The organism is Gluconobacter thailandicus F149-1 = NBRC 100600 (assembly GCF_000964465.1).
Taxonomy (GTDB): domain Bacteria; phylum Pseudomonadota; class Alphaproteobacteria; order Acetobacterales; family Acetobacteraceae; genus Gluconobacter; species Gluconobacter thailandicus.
Genome location: NZ_BANH01000080.1, coordinates 20,221 through 34,759, shown reverse-complemented (window position 1 = coordinate 34,759; position 14,539 = coordinate 20,221). Strand labels below are relative to the sequence as shown.

The 14,539-nt window shown below is 52.1% G+C and carries 7 protein-coding genes; 3 read left to right on the top strand and 4 right to left on the bottom strand.

Features of this window, described 5'->3' with window-relative positions:
• Positions 1–40: 40 nt before the first annotated feature.
• Positions 41–2,521 (bottom strand): TonB-dependent receptor, encoded by a 2,481-nt coding sequence (locus B7444_RS15140; protein WP_035729269.1) that lies wholly within the window; start codon positions 2,519–2,521, stop codon positions 41–43.
• Positions 2,522–3,182: 661 nt separating this feature from the next.
• The gene (locus tag B7444_RS15135; RefSeq protein WP_015074339.1) at positions 3,183–4,088 is read right to left on the bottom strand and encodes an AraC family transcriptional regulator; all 906 of its coding nucleotides are present in this window, start codon (positions 4,086–4,088) and stop codon (positions 3,183–3,185) included.
• A 481-nt stretch (positions 4,089–4,569) separates the two neighbouring features.
• On the opposite strand from B7444_RS15135, the gene B7444_RS15125 reads away from it, so the two are divergent.
• Genes B7444_RS15125 through B7444_RS15115 form a run of 3 tightly spaced genes read left to right on the top strand, consistent with a single transcriptional unit; the run spans position 4,570 to position 10,398 of the window.
• On the top strand, positions 4,570–7,755 hold the full coding sequence (locus B7444_RS15125; RefSeq protein WP_035729265.1) for an efflux RND transporter permease subunit: 3,186 nt from the start codon (positions 4,570–4,572) through the stop codon (positions 7,753–7,755).
• On the top strand, positions 7,748–8,929 hold the full coding sequence (locus B7444_RS15120; RefSeq protein WP_035729262.1) for an efflux RND transporter periplasmic adaptor subunit: 1,182 nt from the start codon (positions 7,748–7,750) through the stop codon (positions 8,927–8,929). Before B7444_RS15125 ends, B7444_RS15120 begins: the two co-directional genes overlap by 8 nt.
• Positions 8,929–10,398, top strand: coding sequence for an efflux transporter outer membrane subunit (locus B7444_RS15115; RefSeq protein WP_035729260.1), 1,470 nt, complete (start codon positions 8,929–8,931; stop codon positions 10,396–10,398). Before B7444_RS15120 ends, B7444_RS15115 begins: the two co-directional genes overlap by 1 nt.
• 438 nt (positions 10,399–10,836) lie before the next feature.
• Here the strand turns inward: B7444_RS15115 and B7444_RS15110 are convergent, their stop codons facing one another.
• The gene (locus tag B7444_RS15110; protein ID WP_373277518.1) at positions 10,837–13,047 is read right to left on the bottom strand and encodes a TonB-dependent receptor; all 2,211 of its coding nucleotides are present in this window, start codon (positions 13,045–13,047) and stop codon (positions 10,837–10,839) included.
• A gap of 779 nt (positions 13,048–13,826) precedes the next feature.
• Positions 13,827–14,297 (bottom strand): Lrp/AsnC family transcriptional regulator, encoded by a 471-nt coding sequence (locus tag B7444_RS15105; protein ID WP_035729255.1) that lies wholly within the window; start codon positions 14,295–14,297, stop codon positions 13,827–13,829.
• Between the last annotated feature and the right edge of the window lie 242 nt (positions 14,298–14,539).

The window sequence follows — 14,539 nt, the reverse complement described above, 5'->3', positions numbered from 1 at the left end:
CAACCGCCCGCTCAGTTCAATTAATTAACAGGTCCTGAGCCTAGAAAGAAGTGGAAATCGTGCCCATCATATTAAAGCTAGGAGAAGGCGTATATGTTGGGGTGGAATCAGCGGAGATGGCATTCCCATATACGCCAGTTGTTGCTCTGGCATTGTTTGAAAATCCGTAGACGCCGCCAAGCTTGTTCTGCCCTGTCAAGTTAGCGAAATTAAGTTTGAATGTAGGAGACTTCGCAATAAAAAATTTGGGAAAGTGATAACCAAGGGTTAGAGAATTTGTGAAGTAGTGAGGTAGAGCCTGATCGTTCATGAATGTCGAATACTGTTTCCCAGTGTAGTGAAGACTGGCGTTCATGAAGAATGGTCCTTCTTCATATGTGAGACCCACGCTCCCCATGATGGTTGGGGTAATGATAGGTGTCTTCCCTTTGGTACGGAGGTAATCAATACCACCGGACGTTGTGATAGCTGATAAATTATTGTCCATTGTAGCATGTAGATATTCAAATGACACATATGGACGAAAACGGTTATACAGAAGCCGCGTAGACAACATAATATCTACGCCTCGGATCGTCTCGCCACCAGCATTGACCGTTTGAGAAACCTGAACATCATTGCTGAATGTATTTAGTGACAGAAGACGGTTTGAAACGTTTACGTTAAAAACGGCAAGATCAGCTATAAAAAGATTGCCTGTGTACCGATATCCAAGTTCTTCTTTGATAGAATACTGTGGTTTGACCCCCGCGCCAGATGTCGTCATGTTACCGGTGGACGTGCTATATCGCGAAATCAGATTTGCTGGAGAGATAGCACGAAAATCCCCTTCAGCATTGATGTAGAGTTGATGACGTGGATTGAAGTTATACGACCATGAGAAGCGAGGTGTTGGAGAAACCATCGTTGTAGAGGATTTTGACGCTGTACTGGGAAGATAGTCCTGGCCTGTTAGCGTCATAGCAACGACTTTAAATCCTGCCGTTACGGACATTTTTCGGTTCAAAAAATAAGCAGTGTCTTCGATAAATCCAGAATTCAAATGGTAAGATCCGAGATAGTTGGTAGAGTAATAAATATCTCCGTTTCTCGTGCGGTAGTAAGAGGAAACGTCCGTATCTTCTGGGGTTTTTCCTGTAATTTGGTTCATCTGAGACATTGGCGTTCTGAGTAAGTAGCTATTATCTTCGTGCCAGTATCCGATCTGTCCTTCATTATTATGCCAGCTCCAGTGCAAGCTCGCCACGATACCCCCCTGTTGGTTAAGGGATATTGCATTCGAGGAAACGGCTGAACGTGTAGCGGAAGAAATGACTCCATCCCCATTCAGGTCGATCGGTAGACTTTGCGTTCCAGAATAGGTTCTGGTTTCCTGCAGTCTTGACGCACTGTTTTGAGTAATTTCTGCCCGCTGATAGTAAGGGACAAAATTCAGACTAAAAATGTTATTCAAAGCAAACTTCATGGGCAACGATGCGTAGAATTGGTCCCTGTCTGTACCACGGACACCATAATAGTTGGCAGGTGATGCTGCATCGAACTCAGCCGTGTAATTAAGAGGTGTCGTGACAGGACGTCCGTGCTTGTCATTCTGAAAATTCGCCATTGTTGGATAGCGGTTCGCATAATAATGGGAGTGATTGTACCCTAAAAAGAAATCAACCGAACTTCTTTCACCAATAGTCTTTCGGATTTGAAAATCCAGGTGCTTGCGATCGCTGTTTCCTGAACCTCTCCATGCATCCGAACGCGTATGAGAAAGAGATAAATAGCTGGTAATGCCAGAATGGCCTATCTCTCCACTATCGACGCGAAGAAACTGCCGGAAAGAGTTGAAGGTGCCGTAACTTCCTGAAATTGTACCTCCAAACTTCTGAGCTGGCGCACGAGTAGTTATGCTGAGTGCACCACCAGCAGCAGATGTCAGCGGGTCTTCAACGGAAATGGACCCCGGGGTCATTGACTCTGAACTGATGTTATTGGTGTCAATATAGTACTGAATGAACATTGAGGCAGAAGCCGTAGCGCCATTGGCTACCGGCATGCCGTTGATCAGAAGACCGATATCATTATCGTAAAGGCCCCGGCTACTAATAAAGCTGCCTTCATTGCCGCTAGGATCATAGGTTGTAATATTGACGCTTGGGAGATTTCTGATCAGATCAAGCGGAGATGCAGTTGGGCTTTGTGTGGCTATGTAGTCCTGCGTGACAGTCTGAATAGAACGTGCCGCGGTTTCTACACGCATCATCCCTCCTCCAGGTGCTTGTCTGTGACTGCCGCGAACGTTGATCGCTTCCTCTGCTCTGGCTTTTTCCTGCCTAGCCATTTTCTCTGCGTGTTTGGTTTGATTTGCGTGTTTTTTATCTGACGCATTTGCTGTGACACTCAGAAGAAGACCACTCAGAAACGTAGCAGTGATCAGGCCTTTCTTTCTGTCAGAAACAAGTACGTCGCGACGAGCAGAGTCCGTCTGATAGAAAGTAATATTGCGAGGACAAGCGATTGGGTGGGAAGGCATATGAGCAGGATCCTAGCGGAAGACAGAATACGATTCTGTTACGAATTCGATACGGGCGTATAAATGAAATTTTATTATTATATTTTCAATATGAAAAAATTAATTGTCATTATTTGTACCTATGTCGAAACAGAAATTAATATGATAATTATCGACATATTGCGGATATTTATTTTATCCCGAAATAATTACCATACTTGAACCGTACCTAGCTTCAGGGACCCACCGATTTAGGATGATTTTGATTCAGGCTCTGTTAGGAGGCTGAAGTTGAATGATCTATACGGCCCGACGGGCGAGCAGATAGGCCGTTTGTAGCCATCCTTTCCCAAGAGCCATGGTTACCCAATCGAAAGACCCGCCACATAAAGTGAGCGGACGCCATATGGGTTCGTAAGTCTATTGGGAAGATCGATCCATCCAGGGTCTTTGGAATATCTTGGACCGCCACACAGAATTACCTTGGCTCACAAGAATTCCAGGGCATGTGATATAGGAGAAAAAATACTCGAGTAAGCTTGCCTATTTCTCATTAAGCAAAAATACAGACACTTGGTCACTCCTGCCTACAACAACCATAACAGTTCCGCGCGGCGCATTAAGCGAAGAGCGCTCGTTATTGGGTGGAGGCAATCAAGTGCGATATCTTCTGCGTGGGAACCTACGCAGAGAACTCCCCTTCCCCAGCATATCTGAGCCGTTGTGCGTCCCGTGCGGGCGGGACACCAAACATGCGTCGATACTCCCGGCTGAATTGAGACGGACTATCATAGCCAACAGCAAAGCCTGCCTCAGCGGCATCTACAGTGGCGCTCAACAGGCGTCGACGCGCCTCCTGCAAGCGAAGGCGAGTGCGATATTGCAGCGGGCTCATCATGGTTGCAGCCCGAAAATGCCGATGGAAGGATGAAGGACTCATTCCTGCAATCTTTGCCACAGACGCAATATCAAAAGCTTCTGCGTAATGCGCCCGTATCCACCCTATCGCTCGATTGAGCTGGGAGAGATTAGTCCCCGCGGTGGCAATCTGCCGCAAGACGTACCCTTGCGGGCCTTGCAGAAGGCGATAGAGCAGTTCCCTGATGATCGCAGGCAGAAGAATTGGAATATCCTCAGGATTTTCAAGCAATCCCACAAGCCGCGTCACTGGCCCGAGGATCTCGTGCGTCAGTGCACTGACAGTCATACAGGACGGGCATGCAGTCCCATTTGAGGGAAAGGCATCTCTCATTTCTAGCAGCAGATCGGCGATCTGTGCTGGGTCCAGAGCGAGACAAAGTGCCAGATAGGGTTTCTCGGACGTAGCTTGAGTAACCTGACCGGTAACAGGAAGATCAACAGCTGTCACAAGATACTTGCTGGCGTCATAATCGAAGACCTTGTCGCAGAGCATCACCTGCTTGGAGCCCTGTACGATGACACAGAAGCGCGGTTCGTAGACGACATCCATTGGTGTCGTGGGCGCATCGGCACGAAACAGCAACAAGCCAGGCACAACCGATCTCGTTGTCGGTTCGATGCAATGACGGTCAATCGTGTCGCGAAGCCGTGACAGAATATCCTGCATGAAGAAAGGTTTCCGGTTTTTTTCGGTCAGTCAGTTGTCTATTGCACATTTAGTGGCCATGCCTGATCCGCCCAAGCATATACCAGAACACTTTGATCGGATCATGCAAGAACATGATCGGATTGGGCATACTCTTGAAGTTTCACACCCTAAATTTGACCTCCAGACAGCTTGTATCGAGCAGTTTTCCTAAGGCCTTACCAATCTGATTTTCTCGCTCAGGATTCCACAAAGCAGGATTATGCAAACATATGATTGGATTGCTCTATCGGATATTCCTCCGGGAGTTGCATGATCCGCCCAAGCCCTCCGCAGCAATCATGCCCCCTCCTCTGAGAAAGCTTTTTCAAGAGGAAGACGGGCAATGCGGCGCGGCATCATGTCATGGCGAAAAGCTTGCCGATTTGTCCGCACATTCGGGTGTGCCGGACAAGCGGGGTGCGGGTTCTGTGCTCCAAAGCCATCTGAACAGAGATATTCAATGGGGATCGTCGCCTTTGCGCTTCGACGGCCTTACACATTCCTTGTCGCAGGCGTGCTCATCCTGCTTCTGGGCATCACGGCCGTCTTCCGAACACCAACTGATGTGTTTCCGAACATCGATATCCCGGTCGTCACCGTGGTCTGGTACTATGACGGGCTCGATGCCGCCGAGACCGAGAAGCGGATCAGCACTTATACCGAGTTTTCCGAAAGCTTCTTCGTCAACAATCTGCGCACGATAGAAAGCCAGACGACGCCGGGTCTGGTCCTGCAAAAGCTGTATTTTCAGCCAGGCGTAAACGTAGACCTCGCCGTGGCCCAAACCGTTTCGGCGACAAACTCGATCCGCGCTCTGCTACCTCCGGGCATTCAGCCTCCGATCATCATGCAGTACAGCGCCTCCAGCGTACCGGTTCTGCAGCTTTCCCTTTCTTCGGAAAAACTGACGGAAAGCGAACTGTATGACTATGGCATTTACCGCATCCGTCAGCAGCTTGCCCCTATCCCGGGAACGATGCTGCCCCCGCCCTATGGTGGAAAGATCCGTCAGGTGATGGTGGACATTGATGAAACCAAGCTGGCGGGGGTCGGTCTGACACCACTTGATGTTTCCAATGCCATCAACGTGCAGAACCTGACGTTACCCGGCGGAACAGTGAAATTCGGCGCCACCCAGTATGACGTACGCATGAACGGCATGCCGGACGTCGCAGCGCGCCTGAACGATGTTCCTCTCAAGCGTGACCTTAAGACGGGCGCCATCGTACGTATTGCCGATGTCGCACAGGTGCGTGATGGAACGGCAGTGCAGCAAAATGTGGTGCGTCGTGAGGGACGCCGCTCCGTGCTGCTGTCAATCATGAAGGCTGGAAACGCCTCAACGCTGAATGTTGTAAACGCCATTCGTAATCAGGTTCTACCGGTTACACGGGCGGCAGCCCCAGCCGGCATGAAGATTGAAGAACTGTTTGACCAGTCGCTGTTCGTCAAGGCGGCGATTACCGGAGTGGCGTCTGAAGCCGTCATCGCCGGGCTGCTGACAGCGGCAATGATCCTTGCGTTTCTCGCAAGCTGGCGCTCGACCATTATTGTTGCTGTGTCCATCCCTCTGGCCATCCTGTCCTCCATTGCCGTGCTGTCCTGGACAGGTCAGACGTTGAATCTCATGACCTTGGGCGGTCTAGCACTTGCTGTTGGCATTCTGGTGGATGATGCAACTGTCACCATCGAGAACATCCACCGTATCCGCCATGAAGGAACAGAACTGCGGCAGGCCGTTCTCAACGGCGCTTCGGAAATTGCATTGCCGACGCTGGTTTCAACGTTGGCCATCTCAAGCGTATTTGTGTCGGTAGAGTTCCTTGTCGGCCCTTCCCGCTTCCTTTTCACACCGATGGCGTTGGCCGTTGTGTACGCCATGCTGGCTTCCTATGCGATCAGCCGGACGCTAGTGCCAATCTTTGCGGCTATCCTGCTCCGGTCTGAAGAACGGCAGACCACGCGACGCCGCGACGCAGGTTTACCTCCTGATATCATTACACGTTTCGGCATCGCTTTTGACCGCCGCTTCGACCGGCTGCGGGAGAGCTACATTCGTCATCTGCATGGGCTCATCGCAAGTGCCTGGAAAGTTCCCGTTCTGGCGAGCGTGACCTTACTGATCGCCGGGGGGCTCGCCACCCAGGTCGGGCAGGACTTCTTCCCCACGATCGATGCGGGCGAATTCAAGTTGCACGTCCGAGCCCCGGAAGGGACGCGTATCGAGAGCACGGAGCAACTGTTCGATCGGGTTGAAGACGTCATTCGCGAGGTCGTACCCGAGCATGAACGCTCATTGGTTCTCGATAACATGGGTGTACCGTTCCGGTACTCCATGCCTTTCGACGACGGCACAACCGTTGGGCCGAATGACGGTCAGATCATGGTGGAGTTGAAGGAAGGGCATCGCCCAACCGCCGATTATATCCGTAAGCTTCGGACCGAACTGGCTCGTCGCTTCCCTGACTGCGTGTTCTATTTCCAGCCAGCCGATATCGTGACGCAGATCCTGAATTTCGGCCTTCCCGCGCAGGTGGATATCCGCATTTCAGGCTATGACGCGGCCAACAACCGCAAGGTCATGCAGGAAGTACGCCAGGAAGTCTCCCGCATTCCAGGCCTGGTGGACGTCCATCTGCACCAGCAGATTTCGGCTCCAGAACTGGCGGTCGCGATTGATCGTGAGCGCGCTCTGGACCTTGGCCTGACCCTCAATGACGTTGCCCGCAACGTGATGGTGTCTCTGGCGTCCTCCAATACTGTCACGCCAAACTTCTGGGTCGATCCGGCAACCGGTATCCAGTACCCGCTCGCGGTCCAGACGCCGCAGTATCGGGTCAACAACCTTGGGGATCTGCGTAACACGATTATCGCTTCTGCAATGGGGCCACAGCACGCATCAGCACTGCTCAACAATGTTGCAACGATCAAGCGCGGCACAGCACAGAACGTCATTTCGCATAGCAATATCCAGCCGACGCTCGATGTGGATGCGAGCGCAGAAGGCCGTGATCTGGGAAGCATTGCCCGGGACATTGACCAGGTCATTGCGCGCCATCGTGGAGAGCTGTCACCAGGCAATGTGATCTCCGTTCAAGGGCAGATCGAGAGCATGCATTCTGCTTTTACTCGATTAGGTATCGGCCTGATGGTCGCAGCCATTGCGGTCTATCTTCTGATGGTCGTGAACTTCCAGTCCTTCATGGACCCGTTCGTGGTCGTCCTTGGCCTTCCAGGCGCCATGTGCGGGATCGTGTTCATGCTGTTCGTCACAGGAACGACATTCTCCGTTCCGTCCCTGATGGGCGCAATCATGAGTGTTGGTGTCGCCAGCGCAAATTCGATCCTGCTGGTGACCTTTGCGAAGGAAAGACGTGCCGAAGGGCTGAGTGCCGCCGAAGCCGCCGTGGCTGCCGGACAGGCACGCCTGCGCCCCATCCTGATGACGTCTCTCGCAATGATTATCGGCATGCTGCCCATGTCACTGGGTCTTGGAGATGGCGGCGAGCAGAACGCTCCGCTCGGCCGCGCTGTGATTGGCGGCCTGATGATGGGCACCTGCGCCACGCTGTTCATTGTGCCCTGGCTTTACACGCGCCTGAGAAAACGAGAAAGCCGCATTCTTGAGGAATACAGTCATGTCTGAACCCGTCCAGTCCTCTGTCGGCATCCGCGAAGAACGACGCGGGCCACCTGTCGCCCCTTTGCTTGGCCTTGGCGCTATCCTCCTGCTGGGTTACGGAATCTATGCCCATGCCGAACGGGGCATTGCTGTTCGTGCTCTGGCTGACACCCGTCAGAATCAGATCCCGGATGTCAGCTTCATGATTGCCCACAGAGAGACAAAACCCGTTTCTCTCGATCTTCCAGGAGAAACCGCTCCCTTCGAAACAGCGGCGATTGGTGCACGAGCCTCCGGTTACATTGCCGAACGCCGGGTCGATATTGGCACCCATGTAAAAGCGGGAGACGTTCTGGCCATCATCCATGCGCCAGAGCTGGATCGTCAGGAAGCCCGCGCCAAAGCCGCCCTTGAGCAGGCCCGTGCCAATCTCGACCTTGCCCGCGTCACAGCAAGACGCTCTGGCGGCCTTGTTGGTGGTGGCGCGGTGAGCAAGCAGAACTTTGATACGGACCGCATAACACAGCAGGCACAGAATGCTGCCCGCGCAGCCGCTGACGCTGCCTTGGCGGAAAGCGCACAACGACGTGCCTACACAACCGTAACAGCCCCTTTCGATGGTGTGGTCACGGTGCGGAACGTAGAGGTCGGCGATCTCGTGAGTGCAGACAGCACACAGTCTGCACCTCTGTTTGTCGTCGCCCGAACGGACCGACTACGCGTTCGGGTACATGTGCCTCAGGAAAACGCTGGCACGATACAGACCGGCACGCCGGTCAGCCTGACAGTTCCCGACCATCCGGGTGAAAGCTTTGCAGGCACCGTCACACGGACGGGCCATGCGCTGGAGCGTGACAGCCGCATGCTTCCGGTAGAAATCGAGCTGGATAATCATGACGGGAGGCTCGCCGCCGGGGTCTATGGCTCCATCCACTTCGACTTGCCTCGGCCTGCTCCGACCCTTCTGATTCCCACGGAATCCCTGATCTACAATGCAGATGGACTGTCCGTTGCGACGGTAGAGGGCGATAATCGGCTCCGTCTTCATAAGGTCACCGTCGGCCGGGATTACGGGGACCGGATTGAGATCCAGACCGGCCTGACAGAGGGTAGCCGTCTGATCCTGCACCCCCCATCGGCTCTGACAGATGGCCGACAGGTTGCGCCCCATGATGTGAACGGACCAAAGGGAGCGTAATGATGCGTTCTTCCATCAAAATCCTCACGGTCGGAATGGCACTGATGCTCGGAGGGTGCACAATGATCCCGGACTATCATCGTCCGACTGCGCCAATCGCAAAGGCGTGGCCAGACAAAGTAACCGAAGTGGCAGTTTCGGACACGGCCAATCTTGAGAACTGGCGCGATTTTTATCGCGATCCAGTCCTGCAATCGCTGATCGAGGCAGCGCTTACGAACAACCGTGACCTACAGATTGCCCAGCATCAGGTCGAAGCATCGAGCGCGCAGTTCGACATCGAAAATGCCGCCCTCTTCCCAACACTGAACGGCACCGCAGGGGCGAGTGTTCAGAAAATGAACTCCCGTATCTGGAGCCTGTCTCAGGGAGACGGTCCATTCTACATGCGGCAATATGCTGTAGGCTTCGGCGTCTCGGCTTATGAAGTGGATTTGTGGGGCCGTATCCGGTCTGCCTCGCGCGCATCGTTCGATCGGTATGTCGGGGATGAACTCGGGCGCGAAAGCATGCGTCTGAGCATCATTGCCAGCGTTTCAACGGCAATGCTCAACTGGGTTGCCAACAATCAGGCGCTCCTGGTCACACAAAACGTGCTCGAGAACCGACGTCACACATACAACCTTGTCAAACAGACTGCGGATGTTGGCACCGGAACCCAGCTTGATGTCGCTGAAGCTGAGGCTGCAATGCGGGATGCAGAAACCAATCTTCAGATCTACACGCGGCAGCGGGATCAGGCGATGAACCAGATTGAACTTCTTGTAGGAACGCCGTTGACTCCGGGCACGCGCCAAGAGCTGGAACATAAAGCATCTCTTGAAGACGTGGTACCTTTTCCGGATGTTCCGGAAGGGCTGCCGTCCGATATGATTGCACGGCGCCCTGACATCCTTTCCGCCGAACAGGTTTTGCGCGCCGCCAATGACGACATAGGCGCAGCCCGGGCAGAATTTTTCCCGAAAATCCAGATAACAGCGGCTAATGGAACAGCAAGCAACAATATCACCCGCCTTTTCCAGAGCGGTATGGGTGCATGGAATGTGGCGCCTCAGATCACGCTGCCACTGTTTGATGCCGGTCGTCTGACGGCGCAGCTTCATCAGGCAAAGGCTCACCGGAAAGAAGAGGTTTCCCACTACGAAAAAACTGTTCAAACAGCCTTTCGGGAGGTTGCTGACGCTTTGGCCGGACGCTCTACCTATCTGGAACAACTCCAAGCTCAGACGTTATTGGTGGATGCCAGTCATCGTCAGTACCAGTTGGCCCTGGCTCGTTTCAAAGGCGGCTATGACCCCTATCTGGAAACACTTGTCGCGCAGCGCGCACTTTATGATGCCCAACTGGGAGCAATCAGAACAAGACTCCAACAAATGTCGAATACTATAACGTTGTACAAGACATTAGGAGGTGGCTGGAACATGGCTATCCCGCAGCGCAAAGATACAATCACCAACCATGTTCTTTAGGCTCAGGACTTATTTCCGGAGCAAAACGGATACTATGACGCAGGTGCAAACATCTGTCATAACCCTGACCCGCAATCAGATGGCGAGCATCCGGCCCGAACGACAGCAGGAGAAAGTATTATGGTGATTATTGGCCTCAGCTCCGCCAGAATCAGGCCATGACGGATCACATAAAGACCTCGTAAATGACCTGACTGTCGGCCGCCTCGTTGTGAGTTTAACTTCCCTGAGGTCTTTGAGGAAACCCACGCTTAATGCCGGGTTTCCGATGACATAGCTGACAAATAGGTGTCTCGAATGTAGGTGTAAGCATCAGGTCCCCTTCCCCTCGGACCTTTGCGCTTAGATGCCTATCGTCGGGAAGCGAACACTGCCCCATTAAATGCTTTCGTGTCCGCAGTTATGAATATTTATTACGCCCTTCGTTGTCAGGGAGCGTCAGAATTCCGAAACAACGGAGAAAAATGTCCCACGTCGCTGACCGTATTGTGCCTGATAGATGCCGACACCGCTACCGTTCCTGAGTTGATAGCGCTTGTCGAATAGATTGACGACATCTGCCCGTACCTTGATGTCGTGTCCCAAAGGGACTTTCGTAAAGGTGTGCTGATAGCCGATGTTAAACACTTCGTATGCCGGCTGTTTTTCAAGGTTCGCAAAGCCGCTGCGCAGGCCGTATCCATAGACGAAATCGATATAGGCCATATCGTGCTTCGTCGTCCATGAGGCACCGGCAGTGCTGGTAAACTCTCCCTGATGGTCAAGCTGGATAGCGTGGGTTTTGATATAGGCCAGTTCCGCCGTGTCAAACTGGTATTGCGCCGAATTGATGTCGCGGGCGGATGTCTTCACGTAGGAAAAATTCCCAAACAATGACCATGGGCCATGTCGCCAGGAACTTCCGAATTCTGCACCATAGACGCGCCCACGCTTGTAGCTGAACGGTGCCAGGATCACCGCCCGCCCGAACTGCCCGAGATCGGTGAGATCGTGCGCCCATTTGGCGTAAGCATCGAGCGTGATCTGGACTTCCGGCGTGATACGCTGGAGAATGCCGCCGTCCACATAGTGCGATTTTTCGACCTTCGTTGCATTATTGATTAGATTGGCAGCGGCATTGGTCGTGCCTGCGAATTTGGCCAATGTTGAAGGATAAACATACTGGGGAGAAGGTGGCGCGAAATAGCGTGAATAGCCGATATGAAGGGTCGTGGTCCGTGTCGGCTTCCAGACCATGTTTGCGCGGGGACTCAACTGCCCCTCATTACCAAAGGATGAGGCAAACCGATCATAGCGGATACCGTAATTGAACGTCAGATTACGGGTAATTTTATATTCATCCTGAACATAGGCTCCCGCCTCGACTGACCAGTTCCCGGTATTGTCAATCAGACGCACCGGAACATTCGAGCTCTGGTTTCCGTGCGCATCGACGGGAAAAGCCAGCGTATTGGTATCCAGTCGTTCGGATGTGTATTGTCCCAGAAAGCCGGCCCGCAACGTATGGTGCCGCGCAATTTCGTAAGACAGATCAAACTGCATGCCGCCGGTCGTGAAATCGTTGACTTCATGCTCGGACACACCCTGATAGATAAGGTCCCGATCGCGATCGGGCGTGTAGTCGATGCGGCCATAACGGAAATAAGGAGACGCCTGAAAATTCAGCTTGTCCGTCGTCCGCTGATAGGACAGTACCGCATAGTAATTCTGCTCCGTCTGGCTGTCATTCATCTTTGCCCAGTTCATCGACGGATCGTGCGGATTGATGCCGGCCACATCATAGATGGTGGTGTAGTCGGGGCTGGTTGCATCAAATGTCTTGAACGAGTTGGGAATTTCAAACTCCGCATAGGATGCGCTGGTCAACAGCGTCACCCGACTGACATCGTCAATGTGATAGGACAGATAGGAAAAAGCCTTTTCCTGCTCCGTTACATCATGAATAGCGCGGAATGTGTTGCTTGGGTTCTCAATCCCGATGTTGTTGCGGGTGAACGACAGCGTGGTGAAATAATCCAGCTTTCCGTGCTGGCCACCAAGCTGCAAGGAAGGAACGAATGTGTTGTAGCTTCCACCGTAAAGCGAGACCTGATTGTGCTTCAGGCTATCACCGGTCTTGGTAGTCACGTCTACCACACCGGCCGTACGAAAACCGAACTGGGCTGGCAGGGTGCCGGTTAGCAGATCCACCGACTGGATGATGCGCGTATCGAGTTCTTGCCCGAAGCCGTTCAGCCCCTCGGGCAGCAGTACGCCGTTCACGCGGTAGCTCAGCCCCCCGTGTTCCCCACGCACGTGGACCTCACCGTAACTGTCCAACACGACGCCAGGGACACGCAGCAAAATCTGGCTGAAAGCCGCATTCTGCCCTCCAGGTGTGCTGGTAATCTGACGCTGGTCGATGTTGTAATCGACAGCTCCCAGCCCCGGAAAAATGCGCGCGCGCTCCCGATTGAGATGGCCGACGACATTAATGTGCTCAGGGCCGGCTACATCGGCCGGAGTTGAATTTTTGGAAGGCGAAGCCGCTCGTCCGACTTTCTTGTTCTGGTGGTGCCCAGATCCGACGCGCTGCACCGCAGAGGCAGGCTTCGACACCACGATACCGGCGCCCTGCGTTACGGTATCGTCCGCCTTTGCCGCATCCATGCTGAACCAGCTCAATCCGACCGCCACGCAAGAACACAGCGTGGCTCGCGACCCCACACGGGATGGACTGCACTTATGACCGGAATTCTTTCCGAAACGACTATGCTTAGAGGAATAGCATTTGCTATATTTTGGGGTGCGCATGAGGAGGTGCTTCTTCTGCGAAGGGTGATCGTGTGGCGGCTGAATCTAGGAAACTGAGTCGAACGGAAATTTGAGGCGTGTGGCCAAGACGGCGAGAGGGCAAAGCCCATGAACAGGTCATTGAGCTTATGTATAGATATATGCAATATGCTATATCATATGATTTTTGCAAACGTCTTTTTTTAAGGTAGAAAATGAAGCTTGCGGCGTTGTGGATTGTAGACATGAAGGTATGAATGCAGCAGTCATATTGGGTTACAACGCATCGCCAGTCTCTCAGACTTGCGAACATGGTTTCTAGCAGGTGTCAGTCGTAAGGTAGTTTCGAGCGGGTCTCTGTTGTTCCCTCTCCATAAGGCTGGATTTTTTAGGCAATGAAGGGGCGGAGTATCTGATTAACGACCACTCGTCGTTCATGCTCTTTCTCGGTTTGGGACTATAGGACCATGTCCCGGACACCAAAACAATGTGGCTGTTTCGCAGACACCTGCCACTGGCTGATGCGATCGATACCACATTGCGAAAGGTCCGTTATCAGCTGGTGTGAGGCCCGAGCCTCGATGCAACACCAACACCAACACCAAAAAAGCGGATCTTCGGACGAACCGAATTCCTGAGCACTACCAAAGGTTCGTCTATAAAATTTTTGTCTGATCAGAGATGACTTCTGCTGAAAAATAGGAAGAAACACGATCAAGATCTACTCTATTGATGATCGTTTTATATATTTGATCGTAATGATCGACACTTGATACATTAATTTTCAGCATAAAATCGTAATTCCCTGTCAGCCGGTGAGCCTCTGCTATTTCCAAGATCCCATTAAGAGACTTTCGAAATTTTTCTATATCAACGGTTGTATGACTTGCAGCTCTGATAAGAACAAACGCAATGACATTGCTGTGTGTTAGCTCCCGATCAATAATTGCAATATTTTTGCGAATTGCTCCGGATGCTCGCAAAGCGCCAATCCGCCGAGAACATGCCGAAGGGGAAAGCCCTACCGTTTCGCCCATGACCTGCAACGTCGTATCGCTGTCAGACTGAAGAATCCGAAGAATTTTCAGGTCATACGAATCCAGATTGAAACGGTTGTTTTTCTTCATGCAAGATTTCCTCATAAAAACAGACGTTTCAGCATGTACGTTGCAAAAAACCCTACGACGACATTCAATTTTGCAACTTCATTCCTAAGAAATAATGGTATTGATAATTTATACAAATTTTCTTGTTTGGGTAGGATGGATAAAAAGAATCGGATCTAAAATTTAGGTAAATCTAGAGAAAAGATCCTTTTCAATAGAAATTCCCCAAACCAGAAACAATGTGAAATATTAAACTTCTCTAC